The sequence below is a fragment of the Pseudomonas psychrophila genome (assembly GCF_001043005.1).
In the GTDB taxonomy this organism is placed as follows: Bacteria; Pseudomonadota; Gammaproteobacteria; order Pseudomonadales; family Pseudomonadaceae; genus Aquipseudomonas; species Aquipseudomonas psychrophila.
The window spans coordinates 126926-150215 of the sequence record NZ_JYKZ01000008.1; the positions used below are offsets into that span (position 1 = coordinate 126926).

At 58.0% G+C, this 23290-nt stretch carries 22 protein-coding genes; 10 read left to right on the forward strand and 12 right to left on the reverse strand.

Annotation, left to right across the window (positions count from 1 at the left end; all coding sequences use genetic code 11):
- Positions 1 to 19: 19 nt before the first annotated feature.
- The 5 genes from TU76_RS17500 (at position 20) to TU76_RS17520 (ending at position 3914) form a co-directional block, all read left to right on the forward strand.
- Positions 20 to 652, forward strand: a complete 633-nt coding sequence (locus TU76_RS17500; protein WP_019826184.1) for a TetR family transcriptional regulator — start codon at positions 20 to 22, stop codon at positions 650 to 652.
- Between the two features lie 161 nt (positions 653 to 813).
- Positions 814 to 1314 carry an urease accessory protein UreE gene (gene ureE, locus TU76_RS17505; protein ID WP_019826186.1) on the forward strand — a complete coding sequence of 167 codons (501 nt, stop codon included), beginning with the start codon at positions 814 to 816 and terminating at the stop codon, positions 1312 to 1314.
- Positions 1311 to 1985, forward strand: a complete 675-nt coding sequence (locus tag TU76_RS17510) for an urease accessory protein UreF (RefSeq protein WP_019826188.1) — start codon at positions 1311 to 1313, stop codon at positions 1983 to 1985. The genes ureE and TU76_RS17510 overlap by 4 nt, the downstream gene beginning before the upstream one ends.
- A 9-nt stretch (positions 1986 to 1994) precedes the next feature.
- Positions 1995 to 2603: an urease accessory protein UreG gene (ureG, locus tag TU76_RS17515; protein ID WP_019826189.1), complete on the forward strand. Its 609-nt coding sequence runs from the start codon at positions 1995 to 1997 to the stop codon at positions 2601 to 2603.
- A 177-nt stretch (positions 2604 to 2780) separates the two neighbouring features.
- Positions 2781 to 3914, forward strand: coding sequence for an AGE family epimerase/isomerase (locus TU76_RS17520; protein WP_048352214.1), 1134 nt, complete (start codon positions 2781 to 2783; stop codon positions 3912 to 3914).
- A gap of 45 nt (positions 3915 to 3959) precedes the next feature.
- Here TU76_RS17520 and TU76_RS17525 read toward each other — a convergent pair whose 3' ends face one another.
- From TU76_RS17525 to amaB, 10 genes are all read right to left on the reverse strand, one after another.
- Entirely contained in the window at positions 3960 to 4865 is a 906-nt protein-coding gene (locus TU76_RS17525) for a cation diffusion facilitator family transporter (protein ID WP_019826192.1), read from the reverse strand.
- Between the two features lie 73 nt (positions 4866 to 4938).
- A complete protein-coding gene (locus TU76_RS17530) occupies positions 4939 to 5703 on the reverse strand; it encodes an SDR family oxidoreductase (protein ID WP_048352215.1) in 765 nt (254 codons plus the stop codon).
- A gap of 810 nt (positions 5704 to 6513) precedes the next feature.
- The gene (locus TU76_RS17535; RefSeq protein WP_019826195.1) at positions 6514 to 7230 is read right to left on the reverse strand and encodes an ABC transporter ATP-binding protein; all 717 of its coding nucleotides are present in this window, start codon (positions 7228 to 7230) and stop codon (positions 6514 to 6516) included.
- Complete coding sequence (locus TU76_RS17540; RefSeq protein ID WP_019826196.1) at positions 7227 to 8117, reverse strand: ABC transporter ATP-binding protein; 891 nt, start codon at positions 8115 to 8117, stop codon at positions 7227 to 7229. The genes TU76_RS17535 and TU76_RS17540 overlap by 4 nt, the downstream gene beginning before the upstream one ends.
- Positions 8114 to 9397, reverse strand: a complete 1284-nt coding sequence (gene livM, locus TU76_RS17545) for a high-affinity branched-chain amino acid ABC transporter permease LivM (RefSeq protein WP_019826197.1) — start codon at positions 9395 to 9397, stop codon at positions 8114 to 8116. Before livM ends, TU76_RS17540 begins: the two co-directional genes overlap by 4 nt.
- 2 nt (positions 9398 to 9399) lie before the next feature.
- Positions 9400 to 10314: an ABC transporter permease subunit gene (locus tag TU76_RS17550; RefSeq protein WP_019826198.1), complete on the reverse strand. Its 915-nt coding sequence runs from the start codon at positions 10312 to 10314 to the stop codon at positions 9400 to 9402.
- 9 nt (positions 10315 to 10323) lie between these two features.
- The gene (locus TU76_RS25270) at positions 10324 to 10479 is read right to left on the reverse strand and encodes a hypothetical protein (RefSeq protein WP_019826199.1); all 156 of its coding nucleotides are present in this window, start codon (positions 10477 to 10479) and stop codon (positions 10324 to 10326) included.
- Position 10480: 1 nt separating this feature from the next.
- On the reverse strand, positions 10481 to 11617 hold the full coding sequence (locus TU76_RS17555; RefSeq protein WP_019826201.1) for a branched-chain amino acid ABC transporter substrate-binding protein: 1137 nt from the start codon (positions 11615 to 11617) through the stop codon (positions 10481 to 10483).
- Between the two features lie 363 nt (positions 11618 to 11980).
- Positions 11981 to 13264, reverse strand: a complete 1284-nt coding sequence (amaA, locus tag TU76_RS17560; protein ID WP_019826202.1) for an L-pipecolate oxidase — start codon at positions 13262 to 13264, stop codon at positions 11981 to 11983.
- A 174-nt stretch (positions 13265 to 13438) separates the two neighbouring features.
- On the reverse strand, positions 13439 to 14929 hold the full coding sequence (gene amaB / locus TU76_RS17565; protein ID WP_046809181.1) for an L-piperidine-6-carboxylate dehydrogenase: 1491 nt from the start codon (positions 14927 to 14929) through the stop codon (positions 13439 to 13441).
- Between the two features lie 152 nt (positions 14930 to 15081).
- Between amaB and TU76_RS17570 the strand changes: the two genes are divergently transcribed.
- From TU76_RS17570 to TU76_RS17585, 4 genes are all read left to right on the forward strand, one after another.
- Entirely contained in the window at positions 15082 to 16008 is a 927-nt protein-coding gene (locus TU76_RS17570; protein WP_019826206.1) for a LysR family transcriptional regulator, read from the forward strand.
- 103 nt (positions 16009 to 16111) lie between these two features.
- On the forward strand, positions 16112 to 17326 hold the full coding sequence (gene pncB / locus TU76_RS17575) for a nicotinate phosphoribosyltransferase (RefSeq protein WP_019826208.1): 1215 nt from the start codon (positions 16112 to 16114) through the stop codon (positions 17324 to 17326).
- A gap of 3 nt (positions 17327 to 17329) precedes the next feature.
- Entirely contained in the window at positions 17330 to 18157 is an 828-nt protein-coding gene (gene nadE, locus TU76_RS17580; protein WP_019826210.1) for an ammonia-dependent NAD(+) synthetase, read from the forward strand.
- 167 nt (positions 18158 to 18324) lie between these two features.
- Entirely contained in the window at positions 18325 to 19347 is a 1023-nt protein-coding gene (locus TU76_RS17585) for a DUF1338 domain-containing protein (RefSeq protein ID WP_019826212.1), read from the forward strand.
- Positions 19348 to 19405: 58 nt separating this feature from the next.
- Here TU76_RS17585 and azu read toward each other — a convergent pair whose 3' ends face one another.
- On the reverse strand, positions 19406 to 19852 hold the full coding sequence (azu, locus tag TU76_RS17590) for an azurin (protein WP_016783322.1): 447 nt from the start codon (positions 19850 to 19852) through the stop codon (positions 19406 to 19408).
- 407 nt (positions 19853 to 20259) lie between these two features.
- On the opposite strand from azu, the gene TU76_RS17595 reads away from it, so the two are divergent.
- Positions 20260 to 20460 carry a hypothetical protein gene (locus TU76_RS17595; protein WP_019826214.1) on the forward strand — a complete coding sequence of 67 codons (201 nt, stop codon included), beginning with the start codon at positions 20260 to 20262 and terminating at the stop codon, positions 20458 to 20460.
- 344 nt (positions 20461 to 20804) lie between these two features.
- Here TU76_RS17595 and TU76_RS17600 read toward each other — a convergent pair whose 3' ends face one another.
- Complete coding sequence (locus tag TU76_RS17600; protein ID WP_037032431.1) at positions 20805 to 23111, reverse strand: YgiQ family radical SAM protein; 2307 nt, start codon at positions 23109 to 23111, stop codon at positions 20805 to 20807.
- Between the last annotated feature and the right edge of the window lie 179 nt (positions 23112 to 23290).

The window sequence follows — 23290 nt, forward strand, 5'->3', positions numbered from 1 at the left end:
GTCTGGAATACCAGCCCCGATGCTGCCTCGCGCCGAACAGAAGCAACAAACCCGCCTTGCGCTGATGGATGCTGCCCGCCACTTGATGGAGTCGGGTCGCGGCTTTGGCAGCCTGAGCCTGCGCGAAGTCGCAAAAACGGCTGGCATCGTGCCTACCGGTTTTTATCGACATTTCAGCGACATGGACCAACTGGGCCTGGCATTGGTCAGTGAAGTCGGCCAAACCTTTCGCGAAACCATTCGCCTGGTGCGTCACAACGAACTGTTCATGGGCGGTGTGATCAACGCGTCGGTGCGCATCTTTCTCGACGTAGTGGAGGCCAATCGCTCGCAGTTTCTATTTTTGGCCCGCGAACAGTACGGCGGTTCCCAGCCGGTTCGCCAGGCCATTGGCGCACTGCGTGAAGACATCACCTCGGATCTGGCAGCAGACTTGAGTTCCAAGCCAAAACTGCAGCACCTGGACCATGCCGGCCTGACCGTGATCGCCGATCTGGTGGTCAAAAGCGTGTTTGCCGCCCTGCCCGATGTGATCGATCCGCCCGCGGACACCCTGCCCGACCATCTGCAACCCCAGGCCAAAATCAGTCAGCAACTGCGCTTTATCTTTATCGGGCTCAAGCACTGGAAAGGTCTGGGCAGCACTGAATAATCGCTAGCGCACTTTATTAGTGCGCCACTGCGTCCGCTGCGCACCTCTTTAGAACACCCTCAACTCCCTGCACCTTTTTTGGGCCTGTATTTGCGCCCTGCACCCGGGTTGGCAAGCCCCTTGCTCTGGCCTAGGTATTGTCCATTGCAGGAAGCCTTCCGATGTTGGTGATTCATCGCAGAATCCAGGCCCACCCCGTGTGGAGTGCAGAGTTACACCTCAACTTCGAAGCCCGAAGCAAAAGTCGCCTGCGCTGCTTCAGCAGCGGTGGCGAAGACGTCGGCCTGTTTCTTGATCGCGGCCAGCCCCCGTTGAATGACGGCGAATTTCTCCAGGCCCAGGACGGGCGAATCGTGCGCGTATGCGCCAGCGCCGAGAAACTGTTGCATGTCACCTGTCGTAATGCCTTTGAATTGACCCGTGCCGCCTATCACCTGGGCAATCGCCACGTCGCCCTGCAGGTCGGTGATGGCTGGTTGCGCCTGCTCGACGACTATGTGCTCAAGGCCATGCTGGAGCAGCTGGGTGCACACACCGAGGCCATTGAAGCGCCGTTTCAACCGGAACACGGCGCCTATGGCGGCGGTCACCATCACTCCCGTGCGGGTGAAGAAGACTTCAACTACGCCCCGCGCCTGCATCAATTTGGCGTGCGCCTGTGAATCCGGCCTGGGCGCTGTTGCGTTTGGCCAGTCCGCAACTGCCCATCGGCGGCTACAGCTATTCCCAGGGGCTGGAAATGGCCGTCGAAAATGGCCGCGTGGCTGACCCTGAGACAGCAACGCGCTGGATCAGCGATCAACTGCTGCTCAACCTGGCCCGCTTCGAAGCACCTTTGTTACTCGCCCACTGCCAGGCGGCAGCCGATCAGGACTGGAGCACGTTGCAGCGGTTGTGCGATGAACATCGCGCCAGCCGTGAAACCCGCGAACTGCATCAGGAAAGCCGGCAAATGGGCTATTCCTTGCAACAGTTGCTCAACGGCTTGCCGGAACTGGACGAGCCCTCTCGGTTGTTTCTCGCACAGCAATGCGAGCCACATCTGGCACTCGGCTGGGCATTGGCCTCCCGCGCTTGGGGCATCAGCCCTGCAGACGCACTGGCCGCCTGGCTCTGGAGCTGGCTGGAAAACCAATTGGCGGTGCTGATGAAAACCTTGCCCCTGGGCCAGCAAGCGGCCCAGCGCATGACCAGTCAGTTGTCGCCCACCTTGCAGCAGGCACAGCAACACGCCAGCACCATCGACTTATCCCACTTGGGCAGCGCCGCTTTCGGCCTGTCGTTGGCGAGCATGGCCCACGAGCGCCAGTACAGCCGCCTGTTTCGTTCCTAGGAGAATGTAATGAACACACAGCCTTTGCGTGTTGGCATCGGTGGCCCGGTGGGCTCCGGCAAAACCGCGCTTACCCTGGCCCTGTGCCTGGCGTTGCGCGAAAAGTACAACCTGGCTGTCGTCACCAACGACATCTACACCCGTGAAGATGCCGACTTTCTGGTGCGCAACGAAGCATTGGCCCCGGAGCGCATTATCGGGGTTGAAACCGGCGGTTGCCCGCACACGGCGATTCGTGAAGATGCGTCGATCAATCTGGAAGCCGTGGATCAGTTGAACCGTCGTTTTCCAGGGCTGGATTTGATCCTGGTGGAATCGGGTGGGGATAACTTGTCGGCCACCTTCAGCCCGGAACTGTCCGACCTGACGATCTACGTGATCGACGTGTCTGCCGGGGATAAATTACCGCGCAAGGGAGGGCCGGGGATCTGTAAATCGGACTTGCTGGTGATCAACAAGATCGATCTGGCGCCACTGGTGGGCGCATCGCTGGAGCTGATGGACAGCGACACGCGGCGGATGCGCGGTGAGAAGCCGTTTGTATTCAGCAACCAAAAGACCGGACTTGGCCTGGATGCCATCGTGGCGTTTATCGAGCGTCAGGGGTTGTTGATTTAACCTGTGGGAGCGAGCCTGCTCGCGATGGGAACGATGCGGTACTTCAGGCAAACCGCAGTGATGCCATCGCGAGCAGGCTCGCTCCCACATTCCCGACCCCACATCAGAGTTGAGTTCATCCAGCGAATCACGGTGTATCATGTCGCGCAAACGCCCCAGCCGTGACGACGCCCGCCGATGCCTGATGTAGCCAGCTCCGACTTCCCGCTTGAACTGACCGCCACGTTTGCGGCCGTTCAGCAGCATTTTCGCCAGGTCATTGTGCCGCTCTGGCAAGGCCCCGGCTGGAATGCCGAACTGGCGCTGCCCTTCGAGGCGCTCAGCCCCGAGCATCGGCCGTTGCCACCTCAGCGCTATCGCGCCATGGCCTGCGCGCGGCAACTGTATCTGTTCGCCAGCTTGATCGATGACCCGGCGTTCCCCGACGCCGCTGAACGCGCCGCGGCGCTGTTCCGCTCGCTGCACCAGCATTTTCACGACGCCGAACACGGTGGCTGGTTCTATAGCATCGACCCTGACGGCGCGCCGCTGGATCAACGCAAAGACCTCTACACCCACGCCTTTATCATCTTCGCCTGCGCCCATTACTGGGCCAAAGTGCGCGAACCACTGGTGGAGTCGGCGCTCAATGGGGCGCTGGAAGTGGTGGCCGAGCGCTTCAGTGATGGTAGCGGTCTGTACGAGGCCAGCCTGGATCGCGACTGGTCGTCACTGAATACCGGCCCCCTGCAAAACCCGTTGATGCACTTGGCTGAAGCATTTTTGGCCACCCTGTCGGTGCGCGACGATGCACCGGTGCATGGCGCTCTGCTCGCACTGGCCGATGCCATGCAGCAGCGTTTTATCGAGCCTGTGCATAACGTCATGCTCGAAAAACCGCGCGGGGCTGTGGATAACTGGTTTGAGCCGGGCCATCAGTTTGAGTGGTACTTTTTGCTGGAATCTTCGCCACTGCTGCGCCAGACACCGCTGCACGGGTCACTGGATCGTGCTTTCGGCTTTGCCGAGCAGGTGGGCGTCGACCCGCAGAGCGGTGCGGTCTGCGGCATGCTGGCTCCTGATGGCAGCCTGCGCGATGGCACCCAGCGCATCTGGGCGCAAGCCGAGTATCTGCGCGCCCTGACCTTGCGCCCGGACAGCCAGCCACGTCTGCAACGCCAGCTGCTGGCGCTGCAACAGCAGTTTTTACATGCCGGTGGCTGGTATGAATGTCGGGATGACGCGGGAAATGTCAGCCGCGAAGACATGCCGTCAACCACGCCGTATCACCTGGCGACGTGCTACAGCGGGTTGGCGCAGTATTTCGGTTGACGCTTTTGCCCTCCCCCTCTCCCTTCGGGAGAGGGGGTTTTCAAATCACGCAATCCACTTACGATCACCGGTAAAGCTGATGGTGAGCCAGCGAGCACTGTCAGCAGCCCCCAGTAACTCGGATATTTCCTCGCGCAACGCATCGAGCGTTTTCACGCTGGTCAGTGGATAACCCACTGGCAACACGATATGAATCTCGATAAACCGCGCCCGTCCATGCTTCTGCACGTAGGTTTTATAACCCTCAAAACCGTGGCGCGACGACATGTCTTCGAGCACGTCGCGTACTTTGTCATCGAGTTTATCCGGGGCTATCCCCAGTACATCTCGCAAGGCTGGCTTAAGGATTTTGAACGCCGGGGCCAACATGCTCAGCGCTAGCAAAATCAGGATCGCCGGGTCAACGTAAGCCGCCCACTGTGCATAACCTTGCTGCTTGAGCACCAGAGCCGTGATGAAACTTATCAACAGCCCCACCGACAGCATGGCGTCCACCAGCCAACTGATGTTGTCGAACTGGATCAGGGTGGACTTGAGCTTGCGGTTTTTGCGCCGCACCCAGAAGTAGTATGCAAACTCGATCACGGTAAACACCGCCGCGTAAACAATCACCATCCCCAGCTCGATATCGCGTCCACCATTGATGATGCCGAACACGCCGTTAAGAAAGGCATAGATCGCAATCAATAACAGGAAGCTGCCTTCAATCAACAGCACCATGGGTTCAAGGTGCCAGAAGCCGAACTGGAAACGCTGGTTGCTTTCCTTGGCGATCAGTTGCGCCGTAATCAGCATGAGTACTTTGATGAAGGTCGCGATCAAAGAGAAGAACCCATCGAACATGATGGATTCAGAACCCGAAATAAAACCCGTCGCAATGCCCGCAATGGCCACCGCGAACATTAAAAACGTCGATTGCTTGAGCAGTTTCTGCTCACCACGGTTACTCACAAAAACTCCTTTTCAGCCCGATTGGATGCGACCCCCTCAGGAGGTCGCAGGTGGGCTGCCAGGCGTGAGTTTACTACTTGGCGTGGCGTTCGATGGCAAAACCGCTCCAGGACTGCGTGACAGGCATCAGTTCAAGGCGGTTGATGTTGATGTGGGCCGGGGTATTGAGCACCCAGAAAATGGTCTCGGCGATGTCCTGGGGCTGAATCGGCTCAGCACCCTGGTAGGTGGCGTCGTAACGTTCCTTGTCACCGCCAAAGCGCACCATGGAGAACTCGCTCTCGCACAGGCCTGGCTCTACGTTGCTGACCCGTACACCCGTGCCTTGCAAGTCGCAACGCAGGTTCAGGGAGAACTGTTTTACGAACGCCTTGGTACCGCCATACACGTGGCTGCCAGGGTACGGGTAGCTGCCGGCGATGGAACCCAGGTTGACGATTCCGGCACCGCGACCGTAGGCAATCAGCCGTGGCAGCAGCAGGCGAGTCGTGTAGAGCAGCCCCTTGATGTTGGTGTCGACCATGGTTTCCCAGTCATCGAGGTCACACTTGGGCGCCGGATCGGTGCCCAGCGCCAGGCCGGCATTGTTGATAAGCCCACGCAACTTGCTGAACGAAGGTGGCAGATCGGCAATCGCCGCCTCCATCGCTGCACGGTCACGCACGTCCACTACCAAGCCGTGGACCTCGGTCTGCTTTGACAACTCTTCGCACAGTACTTTCAAACGATCTTCGCGTCGACCCGTCAGCACCAGTTTCCAGCCTGCTTGTGCAAACTTGCGCGCACACGCCTCACCAAATCCGGAAGTCGCGCCCGTAATAAACAGGGTGGAAGTCATCGTGTTCTCCTTGGCTGGCGGGCATCGGCCGCCATTGAATTGGACGTTGAGCAGAATGCCCCGGCTGGCGTTCAGCGGCAACCCGCTGTGTATTCACCTCAGTGCTGTACGAAAAATGATCATTCTTCGGCAAGCCACTGTGCATAAGGGCTGGAGCCATATGCACTCACCTTATCCACAGGCCCGTCCACAGTCTTTGGGTGTAAGTCGACAATGCTTAAAGCCGCGACTCACAAGGGATTGAGCGTAGGGAAAGGTGTTTTTGACTTGACCTGGACACGCCCCACATGCAGCCGCCCCAAAAAGGTGCAACCAAGGGAAACCCGGCAGATAGCCAGAAGCCAGCAATTACACCGCCTAGCGCATTCTTTCCAGAGTTTAACCACAGACTTATCCACAGGTTAGTCATTATTTCCAGACGCTCTTTATAAGCAAACAAACCTGTTGACAAATCACCCGGAGAGTCAGGGAAAAACCGCTGATCAGAAAACAACCACATCTCTACAGCCCTTGTAGGACGTGGCCTACAGCCAACTACTCCCACGTTACCCACAGCCACCTCCACAGCAAACGGGGACAAGTCAAAATGATGACAAAACAGGGATTTACAGCGGCTTTATGTCGCGGTTTCACAGAAGTGCAATATTGTTTTCCACAATTCAGGGCGGGGGTGATTCAGGGAGGGAATTGTCTGACAAAAGACATGTGGGAGCGGGCTTGCTCGCGAATGCATCGACGCGGTACTTCAGAAAAACCGCAGCGATACCATCGCGGGCAAGCCCGCTCCCACAGAGAGGTGTGAAATGCCTGCTAGTGCCCGCCCAGATAAGCGTTGCGCACTTCTTCGTTACTCAGCAGTTCCTTGCCGGTACCCGTCAGGCGGATTTCGCCGTTGACCATTACATAGGCACGATCCGATAAACGCAGGGCGTGGTTGGCGTTCTGCTCGACAAGGAAGATGGTCATCCCGGTGGTGGCGAGTTCGCGCAGGGTGGCAAAAATCTGCTTCACCACGATGGGCGCCAACCCCAGGCTGGGTTCATCCAGCAATAACAGCTTGGGCCGGCTCATCAGTGCGCGGGCGATGGCGAGCATTTGCTGCTCGCCGCCCGACATGGTCATGGCCCTCTGGTTACGCCGTTCCTTGAGCCTTGGGAACAACTCGAACATGCGCTGCATGTCCTCGTCAGCATGCTTGTCGCCAATGGGAATGGTGCCCATCAACAAGTTTTCTTCAACCGACATGTCTGGAAACACGCGGCGGCCCTCCGGCGACTGGGCGATACCGTTGGAGGCAATGTAGTGCGAGGATTTGTGGGTAATGTCCACGCCCTGGTAGATGATTTGTCCACCGCTGGCACGGGGCTGGCCAAAAATCGACATCAGCAGCGTAGATTTTCCCGCACCGTTGGAGCCGATCAGGCTCACGGTTTCACCCTCTTCAATGTGCATCGAGACTTTTTTCAACGCCTGGATCGGCCCGTAGTGAACGTCCAGCTCCTTGAGTTCGAGGATCGTGCTCGTCATATCAGCTCCTCTTCATCTGCGCCGAGGTAGGCAGCAATCACTTTGGGGTCGTTACGGATGGCTTCAGGCCCGCCCTCGGCGATCACGTTACCGTGGTCGAGCACCACGATGTGATCGGAAATACTCATGACCATGCCCATGTCGTGCTCAATCAGCACCACGGTCAGGTCGTGTTCATCGCGCAGCAGGCGAATCATCCCGCTCAGCGCTTCGGTTTCCTGCGGGTTGAGGCCTGCCGCAGGTTCGTCCAGACAGATGATTTGCGGACGGGTACACATGGCCCGGGCAATCTCCAGACGCCGCTGTTGGCCGTAGGACAATTCACCGGCCAAGCGGTTGGCGCAGTCCACCAGGTCGACCACCTCCAGCCAGTAGAACGCGTGGTCCAGCGCATCGCTTTCGGCCTTGCGATAGCCCTTGGTGTTGAGGATACCGGCGAGCATGTTGCGGTTGACCCACATGTGCTGGGCCACCAGCAGGTTTTCCAGTACCGACATTTCCTTGAACAGACGAATGTTCTGAAAGGTGCGGGCCAGGCCTGAGCGGTTGACCAGGTGGGTACCACCGAACATTTTGTAGTACAGACGGCTGGCGAACGCCTTGGGCGATACAAAGTCAGCCAGTTTGAAGGGCTCGCCCAACAACTTGATGACGTTGGTGCGAGTGCCTCGTGCATTGAGCTCGATCTTGCCGCCGCTGGCCTTGTAGAAGCCGGTCAGGCAGTTGAAGACGGTGGTTTTACCGGCACCGTTGGGGCCGATCAGGGCAAAGATCGAGTTGCGTTTGACCTTCAGGCTCACATCGCTCAGGGCCTTGATACCCCCGAAATGCATCATCAGTTTGTCGACCGAAAGCACAACGTCGTTATTCAGAATGGGCTCGTTCATGGCGCGACTCCCTTGCGTGGCGTAACACCGACACGGCTGATCCGGATCAGGCCTCGCGGTCGCCAGATCATCATCAACACCATCAAGACACCAAACAGCAACACCCGGTATTCGGCAAAGCTGCGCAGCAGTTCAGGAGCCACGGTCAGCACGAAGGCCGCGATCACCACACCCACCGTTGAGCCCATGCCGCCGAGCACCACAATCGCGAGGATCAAGGCCGACTCAAAGAAGGTAAACGAAGACGGGTTCACAAAACCTTGATAGCTGGCGAAGAACACCCCGGCCAGACCCGCCGTAGAAGCACCAATGGTGAACGCCGAAAGTTTGACCAGCACATGGTTCAGGCCCATGGAGCGGCAGGCGATTTCATCTTCGCGCAGCGCTTCCCAGGCGCGGCCAATCGGCATGCGGGTAAGACGGTGCTTGATGTACAGCACCAGCAGCACCACCAGGAACAACACAATATAGATAAACAGGAACTTGATATTGGGGTTGTATTCCAGGCCGAAGAACTCATGAAACGGCACCCCGCCATCTTTGGCGCGACGGCCGAACTCAAGCCCGAAGAAGGTCGGCGATGGCACCGGCATACCGTTTGGACCACCGGTAAACGACAGCCAGTTATTGAGGACCAGACGAATGATTTCACCAAAACCCAGGGTCACGATGGCCAGGTAGTCGCCATGCATTCGCAACACCGGGAACCCGAGAATGCACCCCGCCATCGCCGCCGCAATAGCCGCCAGCGGCAGCACCGTCCAGAAACCCAGCCCCAGATACTGATAGCCCAACGCCAAGCCATATGCACCAATCGCATAGAACGCGACATACCCCAGATCGAGCAAACCGGCCAGGCCGACTACGATGTTCAGCCCAAGCCCGAGCAGCACATAGATCAGGCCCAGGATCACCACGGTCAGCAGGTATTTGTTGGCGAAAAACGGGAACACGATAGCAATCACGATCAGCAGCGGCACAATCCAGCGCAGTCGGGACTTGTAGTCCGGCGCCAGCACATGCACGCCGGAGCCTGAGGACTCAAAGCCCTGAAGGATTTTCAGGCCCTTGGACGTCTGTAAAAACAGGCTCAGGGCAAAGCGCCCGATCATCACGATTGCCACCAGCCAGCCCACCCGGGCAGGCTGCAAGTTGAAGCTATAGCCGTCGAGCACTACCCCCACGATAGGGCCGAACACAATCAATGAAATCAACCCGGCCAGGATCGAATCGATGACGCTTTTTTTGATATCAATCGGTTTATTAATGGCTACAGACATACTTACACCTTCGCCACGAGAGGACGACCCAGCAGGCCTTGGGGACGGAAAATCAGAATCAGCACCAGCAGTGAGAAACTGAACACGTCCTTGTAATCCGAGTTAATCAACCCGGCAAAAAGCGACTCGGAAATACCCAGGATGATCCCGCCGAGCATGGCGCCGGGCAGTGATCCAATCCCGCCGAGTACCGCCGCGGTGAACGCCTTGATCCCGATGATGAAACCGGCATAGAAGTCGAACGTGCCGTAGTTCATGGTGATCAGCACACCGGCCAGTGCGGCCATGGCTGCACCTATCACAAACACGTAGGAGATCACCCGATCGGTGTTGATCCCAAGGATGGACGCCATCTTGCGGTCTTGTTGGGTGGCGCGGCACATGCGGCCCAGCTTGGTGTATTTGATGATGTAGGTCAGCAGGCCCATGCCCACGAAGGCCGCGAGCAGAATGAAGACTTTGGTGTAGGTCAGTTGTACAAAACCTGTGCCGATATCGACGCGCCAGGCGCCACTGAGCAACGTAGGAACACCCTGCTGGCGCGAGCCCTGGGCGATTTGTACATAGTTTTGCAGAATCAGGGAAATACCGATGGCGCTGATCAGCGGCGCCAGCCGTGTGGAGTTACGCAGGGGTTTGTAGGCCACGCGCTCAATCACCCAGCCATACACACCCGTGACCACAACCGTGAAAATCAGGGTGCCCAACATCAGCAGCGGGAAGGATTCAATACCGAAGTATGCCAACAGAGCCAGACTGATCGCCGCCAGGTAAGCAGAGATCATGTACACCTCGCCGTGGGCGAAGTTGATCATGCCGATGATGCCATAAACCATTGTGTAGCCGATGGCGATCAGGCCGTAGACAGACCCGAGGGTCAGGCCGTTCAGCAGTTGCTGTAGGAAAATACCGTCCATAACGCAATCTCACGCACTTGAGCCATTGCGCAGACGCACGCCAGCCACGCCGTCTGAGGACAACTTGGCTGGCAGGGTGCGCGCGACTCCTGGAAAAGAAGACAGGTGATGCAGATACATTCCCACCTGATGCCAGCCGAAGCTGGCGTCAGGTGAGTGATTCATCTCACTTCTGTTTTTCCAGTTGGTGATATTTGCCGTCCTTGTCCCACTGGTACACCACATAGTCGGAGACTTTGAGGTCACCTTTGCTGTCCCAGGACTTCTCGCCCATCACGGTTTTAACCGGGTTGGCCTTGAGCCACTTGGCGGCGTCTTCACCTTTATTGGACTTGGCACCATTGAAGGCGTCAGCCAGGGCTTGAACCGAAGCATAGGCGTACAGGGTGTAGCCCTCAGGCTCAGTGCCTGCCTTGCGGAACTCTTCAACCACGGCCTTGCTGTCTGGCAGCAGGCGCGGATCGGCGCCGAAGGTCATGTACACGCCGTCAACGTACTGAGGGCCGCCTGCAGTGGTGACCAGTTCATCGGTAACCACACCATCATCGGACATGAATTTCACGTCCTTGAGGCCCTGCTCACGCAGTTGGCGCACCAGGGGACCCGCTTCCGGGTGTAAACCACCGAAGTACACGACATCGGCGCCGTTTGAGCGAATTTTGGTGACGACGGCGCTGAAGTCTTTTTCGCCACGGGTCAGGCCTTCATACAACACGGGAGTCACGCCGCGTTTGACCAACTGTGCCTTGGTGGCATCCGCCAGGCCTTGGCCATAGGTGTCCTTGTCGTGCAGCACGGCCACTTTTTTGCCTTTGAGCACGTCGACAATGTAGTCCGCCGCCACAATGCCTTGCTGGTCATCACGCCCGCACATGCGGAACATGGCGCTCAAGCCACGCTCGGTCACTGCCGGGTTGGTTGAGCCCGGTGTAATCGCTATCACGCCAGCATCGGCGTACACCTCAGAGGCTGGGATGGTGGATGAAGAACAGAAGTGCCCTACTACACCGGCCACTTTGTCTTGATCGACCAATCGGTTGGCAACAGCAACGGCCTGTTTGGGCTCGCACGCGTCGTCCCCTGCGACCAGAACGATTTTCTCGCCATTAACACCGCCGGCTGCGTTGATCTTGTCCGCTGCCGCTTTTGCACCCTTCATGTACTGCTCGCCAAATGCCGCGTTAGCGCCAGTCATCGGCCCCGCTACACCGATCTTAAGATCCGCCTGAACAAACGAAGAAACACCCAGCGCTGCTGCCACTGCGAGGGCCAGAAAACCTTTCTTGTAGAACGTCTGCGACATGAGGTGGTGCTCCTGAGGTTTTATTAGATGGCACTTCGACTTCACGTAAAGCTCAGAGCAAGCCGCGTGCCATTGGCTTTTTATTCTTAAAAAAGTCGTTCTTTTGTTGTTTTATCGACTGTTTCGAGCCCATTTTCATTGGGCGTGCAACCGTCTAAACCGAGGAAGGTGAAACCGCTAAGTCATTGAAGGCGCAACCGGTCACGACAAACGTTGCAACCGGGTTGCCCTGCATTGTGCAACCCACTTGTAACCAGCTGCGTCACCGAACTGCACACTCTCGGTGCATGACTGCTACAAGCCGCACCACTAAAGGCTAGCTGCTGGCCAGCGAAACGCTGTGCCGCCCGAAAAAAAACCTCTTCAGATCACAATTCTCAAACATTGACCGGCGTGATACAGCGAGAAACCAGCTTCGTACAAACAGCTGCGCAACCCCGTCCCAGAGAGCGGCCGCATCGGCGCAAAAGGAATCGGCAAGGCCTTCGCATCGCCGTTGCACAGGTAGTCGGCAAACGCCTTTCCCACCACGCTGCCCGTGGTCACGCCACGGCCGTTGTATCCCGTCACCGCCACCAAACCGGGCGCTGGCTCGAATAAACGCATCAGGTGGTCAGGCGTAAAGGCGATGCAACCGGTCCAGGTGCACTCCCACTCCACGCCCTTGAGGTACGGAAAGTAATGCTGTTGAACGCGATCGGCCCAGGCCTTTAGAAACCACGCGGGTTTTTGATTGCCGTTACCCAGGCTGCCCAACAATAAACGGCCATCTGCATCGCGGCGGATGCTGCTCAATACCTGACGCGTGTCCCACGAGCCCTGGCCACCGGGCAGGATGCGTTCGGCGGTGGCATCGGTCAGTGGTTTGGAGGCGACCTGATAGTAGTAACCAGGGAAGAAGTTACGTCGCAGGTCAGTCCATTCACCTTCGGTGTAGGCATTGGACGCCAGCACCACCTGTTCAGCACTGACCGCACCCTGAGCAGTCTCTACTGACCAGCGTGTGCCCTGGCGCTCTAACCCGGTGACTGGCGAATGGTCAAACAGACGCCCGCCCAGATCACTGGCAGCCTTGGCCAGGCCCGAGGTGTAAGCCATCGGGTTGAGTGTCCCCGCACGCCGGTCGAGCAAGGCCGCGGCGATTTTCGGGGTGCCGGTGGCAGCTTCGCACGCAGCACCGGTGAGCAGTTCAACCGGTGCTCCGCGCCGCTTCCATTGCGCTTCGCGGCTGCGCAAATCGGCTTCGCCCCGGGCGTTATGGGCCATGTGCAACGTGCCTTCGCGGCGCAACTGGCAGTCGATCCGGTATTTGTCGATCAGGCTGAACACCAGCGCAGGCGCTGCCCCGAGCATGCGATTGAGCTGGCTGCCCACGGCTTCGCCGAAGCCCGCCTCAATGTCATCCGGCGGGATCCACATCCCGGCATTGACCAACCCCACGTTACGCCCCGAACCACCGTGACCGGTGCGATGCGCTTCCAGCACACAGACGCTTTTGCCCTGTTCGAGCAAATGTATGGCGGCGGATAAGCCGGTGATCCCGGCACCAATCACACACACGTCAACATTCAGTTCGCCCTTGAAAGTGGGCGCCTGGGGACGTTGTGGGGTGAGGTTTTCCCACAAACACTGTTCGAGTAAAGGCATTGCCAAGCTCCAGAAATGAAACCTAACGGTGATGCAATCATGGGCGCAACGGGTGTGGGAGCGGGCTTGCTCGCGATGCAGACAACCCGGTCTGGCTGGCAGACCGCAGCGATGCTATCGCGAGCAAGCCCGCTCCCACCGTATCCTCCCACCACAGGTGACTCAGGGCTTACCTCAATCGAAGGTAATCCCCTGGGCCAACGGCAGTTCCAGCGAGTAATTGACGGTATTGGTCTGGCGACGCATGTAGCCGCGCCACGCATCAGAACCCGACTCGCGACCGCCACCCGTTTCTTTCTCGCCACCGAAAGCACCGCCAATCTCCGCGCCACTTGGGCCGATGTTGACGTTGGCAATCCCGCAGTCACTGCCGGTGGCAGACATGAATTGCTCGGCCTCACGCACGTCGGTGGTGAAGATGCATGACGACAAGCCCTGGGGTACGGCGTTATTCAGGCGCAAAGCCTCGGCAAAGTCGCGGTAACCAACCACGTACAAAATCGGGGCGAAGGTTTCGTCGCATACCACATCGCTCTGCTCCGGCATTTCAACAATGGCCGGGGCTACGTAGTAAGCGCCGGGATACTGGCCGGCCAGTTGACGCTCACCACCAAACACTCGCCCGCCTTCGCTCAGGGCCTGCTCCAGTGCGTCCTGCATGTTTTCAAAGCTGTGCTTGTCGATCAGCGGCCCCACCAGGTTGCCTTGCAGCGGGTGGCCGATACGGACTTTGGAATAGGCGGCCTTGAGCCGAGTGACGATTTCTTCCTTGACCGATTCGTGGGCAATCAGGCGGCGCAAGCTGGTGCAACGCTGGCCGGCGGTACCCACGGCACTGAACAGAATGGCGCGTACGGCCATATCCAGATCGGCGCTCGGGGCCAGGATCATTGCGTTGTTACCGCCCAGCTCCAGAATGCTGCGGGCAAAGCGGGCCGCGACTATGGGCGCCACTTCACGCCCCATGCGCGTGCTGCCGGTAGCGCTGATCAGTGCCACACGCGGGTCTTCCACCAGGGCCTGACCCGCATCACGACCGCCGATAATCACTTGAGCCAGGTACTTGGGAGCGTCGGTGAATGAATTCAGGACCCGATCAAACAATGCCTGGCAAGCCAGCGCGGTGAGCGGAGTTTTCTCGGACGGTTTCCAGATCACCGCGTTTCCGCATACCAGCGCCAGAGCGGTATTCCAGGCCCAGACAGCCACGGGGAAGTTGAATGCACTGATCACCCCGACCACGCCCAGCGGGTGCCAGGTCTCACGCATATGATGGCCTGGGCGCTCGGAAGCGATGGTCAAACCGTAAAGCTGACGCGACAGGCCGACGGCGAAGTCGCAAATGTCGATCATTTCCTGCACTTCGCCCAGACCTTCCTGGGTGATTTTGCCCGCTTCCCACGACACCAGCTCACCCAGATCAGCCTTGTATTCACGCAGCAAATCACCGAATTGACGGACCAGCTCTCCACGGCGCGGAGCCGGCACCTTGCGCCAGGCCTCGAATGCGTGCTCGGCGCGGGTCACGTGCTGCTCGGTTTCGGCAGCACCTTCCCAGTGCACAGCGCCTATCTGGCTGCCATCAACCGGCGTGTAAACCGGCTGAGTGCCCTGTTGGTACAGCGCGGGGTTCACACCCAGACGATCCAGTAATGCAGCAACCATTGAAGACACTCCTTGAGCAGAAAAATGTTTCACAGGCCTTTAGTTGTAGCTGGCCGGCATTGCTGCAACAAACGACCTTTAAGCGAGATATCATTCCGAAAATTCATGCTGCGTTGGTAACCTTGCCTGACAACAAGAATTAGGGGCCTTTCATGCTCAACAAGCGCCATTTACCCTCGATCACGGCGTTGCAGTGTTTTGAAGCCGTCACTCGCCATTTGAGCTTCACCCGCGCGGCCGAAGAGCTGAACCTGACCCAAAGTGCTGTCAGCAAACAGGTCGCGCAGCTGGAGGAACTGTTGCAGCACTTGCTGTTTCGCCGGGTGCGACGCCGCTTGCAGCTGACGCCCGCGGGTGATTTGTATCTGGTAGAAGTCCGAAAAATCCTGACCCAGATCGAAATGTCGACTCATACCCTGCGCTCCTATGGCGGCGAAACGGAGGTCCTGCGGGTTTCGACGCCTTCAACCTTCGGTGCACGCTGGCTGGTACCGCGACTCAAGGGTTGGGGCATACGCCATCCGCATATCCACCTGGACCTGTGCAACGAGCAGCAAGGCGACGACCTGCTGCAAGGGCGCAGCGATCTGGCGTTTTATTTTGGCCAGGGCTCACGACCCGGCACCGAAAGCCTGAAGCTGTTTGGCGAAGAACTGGTCGCGGTGTGCGCGCCCGCGAGCCTGCCCCGCACTACGTTCACCGACCCGACCCAACTCACCGATCTGGTGCTGTTGCAAAACGCCTCGCGGCCGCAGGCATGGCACGAATGGTTTGAGCATCAGGGCTTTTGCACCGACCACAGCTATCACGGGCCGCGCTTTGATACCTTTTATATGTGCATCCGTGCGGCACAAGTGGGGTGTGGCGTAGCCTTGCTACCCAGGTTTCTGGTGGAAGAGGAATTGGCCGACGGCAAACTGGTCATCGCCTGGCAGCACCTGATGCCGAGTCATGACTCGTATTACCTGGCGTATCCTGAGCATTCGGCAGGCGTGCCAAAGGTGCGCGCGTTTGTGAGCTGGATGATGGAGCAACTGAATGACCCGCTCCCCGAGGGTAGAAACAGGCTTCAACCCTAAAAACCGCTGGCATAACCGCCTGCGGATATGCGCCACTAGCGCCATTCATTGAAAAAGCTGAACACCGTGGCAATAAGGCACGGGCAGCATGGAGATTGCCGCTATGAGCGAGAGTGTATTTGCCGATCGCATCGTGCAGAACCTGCTCGACACCGACTTCTACAAATTGACCATGATGCAGGCGGTGCTGCACAACTACCCCAACGTTGAAGTCGAGTGGGAATTCCGCTGCCGCAACAGTGAGGATTTACGACCTTACCTCAACGAGATTCGCCACCAGATCGAACGCCTGGGCGAGCTGAGCATGACTCAGGACCAGTTGGGGTTCCTGGAACGAATCACGTTTATGAAGCCCGACTTCATACGCTTTCTGGGCCTGTTTCGCTTCAATATGCGCTACGTGCACACCGCTATCGAAAACGGCGAGCTGGTTATCCGCCTGCGAGGGCCGTGGCTGCATGTGATTTTGTTTGAAGTACCAATGCTGGCGATTGTCAGCGAAGTACGTAACCGCTCGCGCTATGCAGACACGGTGCTGTCCCAGGCCCGCGAACAGCTGTACCGCAAGTTTGACTGGTTGCAGGCCAACGCCAGTGCTGAAGAATTGTCCGAGTTGCAGGTCGCCGATTTCGGCACTCGCCGACGTTTTTCGTATCGCGTGCAGGAAGAAGTGGTCAGCGTGCTCAAGCATGACTTCCCCGGACGCTTTGTCGGCACCAGCAACGTCAACCTGTCCCGCGAGCTGGACATGAAGCCCTTGGGCACCATGGCCCACGAATGGATCATGGCCCACCAGCAACTGGGCCCCCGGCTGATCGACAGTCAGAGCGCAGCGCTCGATTGCTGGGTGCGTGAGTACCGTGGGCTGCTGGGCATTGCCCTGACGGACTGCATCACCACCGACGCCTTTCTGAAAGACTTTGATCTGTACTTTGCCAAGCTGTTCGACGGCTTGCGCCACGACTCGGGTGACCCGGTTGTATGGGCTGAAAAATGCATAGCCCACTACCACAAGCTGGGCATTGATCCGATGAGCAAGACCCTGGTGTTCTCCGACAGCCTGACCCTGCCCCGCGCGCTGGAGATTTTCCGGGCACTGCGCGGCAGGATCAACGTCAGCTTCGGTATCGGCACCAACCTGACCTGCGACATTCCGGGTGTTGAGCCGATGAGCATCGTGCTTAAAATGACTGCCTGTAATGGCTCGCCAGTGGCCAAGATCTCGGATGAGCCGGGCAAGACCCATTGCTCGGACCCAAACTTCGCCGCCTACTTGCGCCACGTTTTCCAAGTTCCTGAACAGTCTTCCAAGGAGTGAATCATGCAGGCCGTACAGCGTCAGATTGCTGAAGACCTCAAAGTCCAGCCGCCGTTTAAAGACCTCTCGGCCCTTGAGGCAGAGGTCGCCCGACGCATCACTTTTATTCAGTGTTGCCTGCACAATGCCAGGCTCAAGACCCTGGTACTGGGCATCAGCGGCGGGGTCGATTCACTGACCGCAGGGCTGATGGCACAACGGGCAGTCCAGCAGTTGCGCGAGCAGACCGGCGACCCGTCCTATCGATTCATTGCCGTGCGCTTGCCGTACGGCGTGCAGCACGACGAAGTCGACGCCACGGCGGCTGTGGACTTCATCAATCCGGACGAGCGCCAGACCGTCAACATCGGCCCTGCGGTCAAGGCCCTGGCGGCTGAAGTCACGGCCTTTGAAGGCAAGCCCCCGGCCACCGTTGATTTTGTGCTGGGCAATACCAAGGCGCGGATGCGCATGGTGGCGCAGTACACCATCGCCGGCGCAACGGGCGGGCTGGTGATCGGCACTGACCATGCAGCGGAAGCGGTCATGGGTTTCTTCACCAAATTCGGTGATGGTTCCTGCGATCTGGCGCCGCTCAGTGGCCTGGTGAAGCATCAGGTGCGGGCAATTGCCCGGCATTTTGGCGCCCCGGAATCGTTGGTGGAAAAAGTCCCGACTGCTGACCTTGAAGACCTGGAGCCGGGCAAGCCTGATGAAGCGTCACACGGTGTGACCTATGCCGAGATCGATGCTTTTTTACATGGCCAACCGGTGAGCGAAGAGGCCTTCAGGATCATCAGCAGTACGTACGAAAAGACTCACCACAAACGTGAGATGCCGTTCGCGCCTTGAGCACCTTGGGCACACTTAACCCCCACCCTAGCCCTCTCCTGGAACGCTAGGGCGGGGGCTTTCGGCGACCCGGAAAAAACGGAATGAACCCCGCATTTTTTTTCGCTTGTCGCTCCCGCACTCAAAGGCTTTGATAGGCGTCTATTTCGTCGCCTGAGCCCTGCCCCATGTCTTCTTTCGATGGTTTGTTCTCACTTGTCGATTCCTTGCTCGGTCAATCGGCATCCGGTTGGTTGCGCAAGCATGTCGAGGTACCTGAAAGCCTGCTGCGCTTCAGTTGGCATGATCAGGCGCTGCACCGGGTCTGGCTGGCCGAAGCACTGAACCTGTGCCTGCTGCACAAGCTGGTAGAAGCCGTGCCGGATGGCCGTCGTTATGTAGAAGAACAGGCCCGGCAAGGTCGCAAAGTGGTATTTGACCACGGTGCCATTCGCACGGTGGACTGGCCCGTTAACGGTGAGTTACCCCGTGGCCGTCAGGCGTTTTCGCGCTTGCTCGAGCCGTTGGGTTTTACTGACGTGCGAACTTATCCACTGACCAAGCTGAACATGACCGGTTGGGGCTACAGACAAATGGACCTGCCCGAGGACATCGCTCAGTTCTTTGTCTCGGAACTGCACCCCGGCCGTTTCAGCGAGGCCTTTGCGCAGGCCGTCTCTCGCGTAGTCGGTTCCAGCGTGGACCCGCTGCAGCCGGAACATGAAAGCATCCTCAGACGCTTGAGCCTCACCCGTCATTGCAGCCTGAGCGAAGCAAAAACGTTGTTGCCGGCGCTGTATCAAGCATTCGGGCGCCAACATGGGGTGGTGCAGGAAACGGACTACCAGTGCCTGCTCAATGAAAGCGCCGAAATGGCCTGGATTGCCACTGAGGGCAACAGTTTCAACCACCTGACCGACCGGGTTCTGGACCTGGAAGCATGCGTCGCACAACAACGCGACCTGCAGCGACCGATGAAGGACAGCATTGAAGTTTCGGCCTCTGGCCGAGTGATGCAAACCGCGTATCGCGCCAGTACGGTCAGCCGTGGCCTGATCGATGCCGCAGGGGTGTACCGCGAACACGCCGTGCCTGGCTCGTTTGTGGAGTTTATCCAGCGCGAGGTCGACCCCGATACCGGTCTGATAGACCTGAACTTTGACAGCAGTAACGCCCAGGGCATTTTCAAGATGACCGACTCAAAGGCCTGAATGCAAACAGCCCTGACGGCGCATGGCACGTCAGGGCTGCTGGAGGGCTCGCGGGGTCTTATTTAAGAACCACAGCGCCTTTCATCATCGAGTTGTGGCCCGGGAAGGTGCAGAAGAACTCATATTCTTCGCCCGCCTTGAGCTTGGCCACGTCGAAGGTCACGGAGTCTTTCTCGCCAGCGCCGATCACTTTGGTGTGGGCAATGACGCGCTCGTCACCGTCCTTGAGGTAGTTTTTATCCAGACCGGCAGCAATACCGTCGGTGGAAACTGCCTGCATGTCTGCCTTTTTGCTCAAGACCCAGTTATGGCCCATGACGTTTTTCGGCAAGTTGCCGGAGTGCGTCAGGTTAACGGTGAACGTCTTGCAGGATTTGTCGATGACGATCTCTTTCGTGTTGTAAGACATTTGGTCAGTCGAATCGACAGTCACAGCGCACTCTGCCGCCAGCAAATGGCCGCTGGCCAGGGTCAAAAGGGATACCGCAACAACTTTGGCAAACATGGTCTATCTCCAAGGCAGGGTATGAAAAACTAAAATCTGTATACAGATTGCCTGAAAATTGTCTCGATTCATATGATCTGCGTCATGGTCTATCGCCGCGATCGAGAGAATCCATCCCAAAATGGACTTCAGGCCTATAACCTTAGGTCATCATTTTGATAATTGGGGGAATAAGTAATGGGACTTCCTGCATTGATGACCTGTTTGCTTGCCACGTATGCCTGCGGTGCTTGTGGTCATGACCGCCTTCGGTCAGAGATTTAATCCACAACGGTCTTTTGGGTGGGTGTAGAGTCGTATTTTTAGCGCAAAGTACAACCTTGCAAAAACCCAGCTAACGGCTAAGCACTAATACAGGGCAGAATACGCGCCGCTTAACCTCACCTTCGACCCCAAGAGGATCGCCCATGGCCAAACCAAACTATAACTTCGCTAAGCGTCAAAGAGACTTGGCTAAAGAGCAGAAGAAAGAGGAAAAGCTCGCCCGCAAGAAAGCAGCTGCTGAAGGCGGCATCGTAGACACAGAGCTGGACCAGGACGTCGACACCGAAAATGAAGGCGCCGCAGAAGATACCGGTGCCACAGAAGATAAAGCTCCAACCGCTTGAGCCCCACCTAGGCCCGGTTATCCACAACCCGGCCCACAGGATCTGTGATCAGGATCAGCAGCCCGGCTGTTGATCCTCGCAGTCAGCCTGTCGCCCTCTCAGACGCTTCAAACCTCATCCCCTTACTCTGCGACAGCGAACAGCCTACAAACCCGTGGCAGGCTTCTCAGCGCGCAGAAAGCACAACGCCAGCCCGAAGGCTGGCGTTGTAGGTGAATACTGCGCGGTTTCTTGTGGGAGCGAGCCCGCTCGCGAAGGTCTCATCACGTAACGCCGAGACTATCCAGCAACCCCGTATTATCGTGAACCATCTTCGCGAGCAGGCTCGCTCCCACAAAGTATCCCTAGCGCGGCACTACCGGCTTGCGGGTCGGCTTTTGGCTTTTTCCGCCCTTGGCTGCTTCGTGACGCTCTTTGGCAGCCTGTTTGTTACGAGCGAATGCGGCGGCCTTGGCCTGTTCACGCTTGTCCCACGGGTTGCCGCCATCGCTGGCACGCGGCGGCAGGCCGGTATGCTGGGTCAGGATTTTGGTAGTCTTCTCCCCTGCTACCTTATGGCTGCCAGCAGGCGTCGAGTTTTTGCGACGCGCACTCTGGTAGCTGTCAGTGGCAGGCTGGTGCAACGGGATCAGTTGATCCTTGCCCGAACCGATCAGGTCGGCGCGACCCATACGGGTCAACGCTTCACGCAGCATTGGCCAGCCTTTCGGGTCGTGGTAACGCAAGAACGCCTTGTGCAGACGGCGCTGCTCTTCGCTCTTGACGATGGTCACCGAGTCGCTCTTGTACGTAACCTTGCGCAGCGGGTTCTTGCCCGAGTGATACATCGCGGTGGCAGTGGCCATCGGCGACGGGTAGAACGCCTGGACCTGGTCGGCACGGAAACCGTTGGTCTTGAGCCAGATCGCCAGGTTCATCATGTCTTCGTCTTTGGTGCCCGGGTGAGCCGCAATGAAGTACGGAATCAGGTACTGCTCTTTGCCCGCTTCCTTGGTGTACTTCTCGAACATGCGCTTGAACTTGTCATAGCTGCCAATGCCCGGCTTCATCATCTGGTTGAGCGGACCTTCCTCGGTGTGTTCCGGGGCGATCTTCAAGTAACCACCAACGTGGTGGGTGACCAGTTCTTTAACGTATTCCGGAGACTCGACCGCAAGGTCGTAGCGCAGACCGGAAGCGATCAGGATCTTTTTCACGCCCGGCAAGGCACGGGCACTGCGGTACAGCTGAATCAGCGACGAGTGGTCGGTATTCAGGTTCGGGCAAATACCCGGGAACACACAGGACGGCTTGCGGCACGCGGATTCGATTTCCGGCGTTTTGCAGGCAATGCGGTACATGTTCGCGGTCGGGCCACCGAGGTCGGAAATAACACCGGTAAAGCCAGGCACCTTGTCGCGGATCTCTTCGATCTCACGAATGATCGACTCTTCGGAGCGGTTCTGGATGATCCGGCCTTCGTGCTCGGTGATCGAGCAGAAGGTGCAGCCGCCGAAGCAGCCACGCATGATGTTCACCGAGAAGCGAATCATGTCGTAGGCAGGGATCTTTTCCTTACCGTACGCAGGATGCGGGATACGTGCGTATGGCATGCCAAACACGTAGTCCATTTCTTCGGTGGTCATCGGGATCGGTGGCGGGTTGAACCACACATCCACTTCGCCGTGCTTCTGTACCAGCGCGCGGGCGTTGCCCGGGTTGGTTTCAAGGTGCAAAACGCGGTTGGCGTGAGCGTACAGAACCGAGTCGCCACGTACTTTCTCAACCGATGGCAAGCGGATAACCGTCTTGTCGCGGGTCATGCGCGGGCTGGCCAGGATCTCCACGACCTTGGCTTCATTCGGGTCTTCAACCGGACCTTTTTCCTGCTCGATGGCGCAGGCCTGGGTGTCCTGGGTGTTCACGTACGGGTTGATGATCTTGTCGATCTTGCCCGGACGGTCGATACGCGTGGAGTCGACTTCGTACCAGTCTTTTGGCGTATCGCGACGGATGAACGCGGTACCGCGAACATCGGTGATGTCTTCGATCTTGTGACCGTAGGACAGACGCTGGGCCACTTCAACAATGGCGCGCTCGGCGTTGCCGTACAGCAGAATGTCGGCGCAGGCGTCGATCAGGATCGAGTTGCGGACGCGGTCCTGCCAGTAGTCGTAATGCGCAATACGGCGCAGGGACGCTTCGATGCCGCCCAGTACAATCGGCACATTCTTGTAGGCTTCCTTGCAGCGCTGGCTGTAGACCAGACTGGCGCGATCCGGACGTTTGCCAGCCAGGCCACCAGGGGTGTAGGCGTCATCGGAACGAATCTTTTTGTCTGCGGTGTAACGGTTGATCATCGAGTCCATGTTGCCGGCTGCAACACCGAAGAACAGGTTCGGCTCGCCCAGCTTCATGAAATCGTCTTTTGACTGCCAGTTCGGCTGGGCAATGATGCCCACGCGAAAGCCCTGGGACTCCAGCAGGCGACCGATGATGGCCATGCCGAACGACGGGTGATCGACATAGGCATCACCGGTGACGATGATGATGTCGCATGAATCCCAGCCAAGCTGATCCATCTCCTCCCTGCTCATAGGCAGGAATGGCGCTGGACCGAAACATTCGGCCCAGTACTTCGGATAGTCAAATAGAGGCTTGGCTGCTTGCATGTCGATGACCGGTGTTGAGTACAGAAAATTGGGGCGCGTCATTTACTAAGAAATTCGCGGGCGCGGAATATAGCACAAAAAATGATCAATTCCGACGGCGATGGTCGGAATTGATTGGCGCACGTCGATTACCTGTGGGAGCCAGCCTTCTGGCGATGGCATCATCACGGTGTGCCTGA

Bases quoted from the DNA above. Each gene is read 5' to 3' on its own strand.
- TU76_RS17520 (WP_048352214.1), top strand. From the start codon at position 2,781: ATGCCTGATGTAGCCAGCTCCGACTTCCCGCTTGAACTGACCGCCACG.
- azu (WP_016783322.1), bottom strand. From the start codon at position 19,852: ATGTTTGCCAAAGTTGTTGCGGTATCCCTTTTGACCCTGGCCAGCGGC.
- livM (WP_019826197.1), bottom strand. From the start codon at position 9,397: ATGTCTGTAGCCATTAATAAACCGATTGATATCAAAAAAAGCGTCATC.
- amaB (WP_046809181.1), bottom strand. From the start codon at position 14,929: ATGGTTGCTGCATTACTGGATCGTCTGGGTGTGAACCCCGCGCTGTAC.
- ureE (WP_019826186.1), top strand. From the start codon at position 814: ATGTTGGTGATTCATCGCAGAATCCAGGCCCACCCCGTGTGGAGTGCA.
- TU76_RS17550 (WP_019826198.1), bottom strand. From the start codon at position 10,314: ATGGACGGTATTTTCCTACAGCAACTGCTGAACGGCCTGACCCTCGGG.
- TU76_RS17600 (WP_037032431.1), bottom strand. From the start codon at position 23,111: ATGCAAGCAGCCAAGCCTCTATTTGACTATCCGAAGTACTGGGCCGAA.
- ureG (WP_019826189.1), top strand. From the start codon at position 1,995: ATGAACACACAGCCTTTGCGTGTTGGCATCGGTGGCCCGGTGGGCTCC.
- pncB (WP_019826208.1), top strand. From the start codon at position 16,112: ATGAGCGAGAGTGTATTTGCCGATCGCATCGTGCAGAACCTGCTCGAC.
- amaA (WP_019826202.1), bottom strand. From the start codon at position 13,264: ATGCCTTTACTCGAACAGTGTTTGTGGGAAAACCTCACCCCACAACGT.
- TU76_RS17530 (WP_048352215.1), bottom strand. From the start codon at position 5,703: ATGACTTCCACCCTGTTTATTACGGGCGCGACTTCCGGATTTGGTGAG.
- TU76_RS25270 (WP_019826199.1), bottom strand. From the start codon at position 10,479: ATGAATCACTCACCTGACGCCAGCTTCGGCTGGCATCAGGTGGGAATG.
- TU76_RS17570 (WP_019826206.1), top strand. From the start codon at position 15,082: ATGCTCAACAAGCGCCATTTACCCTCGATCACGGCGTTGCAGTGTTTT.
- TU76_RS17555 (WP_019826201.1), bottom strand. From the start codon at position 11,617: ATGTCGCAGACGTTCTACAAGAAAGGTTTTCTGGCCCTCGCAGTGGCA.
- nadE (WP_019826210.1), top strand. From the start codon at position 17,330: ATGCAGGCCGTACAGCGTCAGATTGCTGAAGACCTCAAAGTCCAGCCG.
- TU76_RS17595 (WP_019826214.1), top strand. From the start codon at position 20,260: ATGGCCAAACCAAACTATAACTTCGCTAAGCGTCAAAGAGACTTGGCT.
- TU76_RS17535 (WP_019826195.1), bottom strand. From the start codon at position 7,230: ATGACGAGCACGATCCTCGAACTCAAGGAGCTGGACGTTCACTACGGG.
- TU76_RS17500 (WP_019826184.1), top strand. From the start codon at position 20: ATGCTGCCTCGCGCCGAACAGAAGCAACAAACCCGCCTTGCGCTGATG.
- TU76_RS17540 (WP_019826196.1), bottom strand. From the start codon at position 8,117: ATGAACGAGCCCATTCTGAATAACGACGTTGTGCTTTCGGTCGACAAA.
- TU76_RS17585 (WP_019826212.1), top strand. From the start codon at position 18,325: ATGTCTTCTTTCGATGGTTTGTTCTCACTTGTCGATTCCTTGCTCGGT.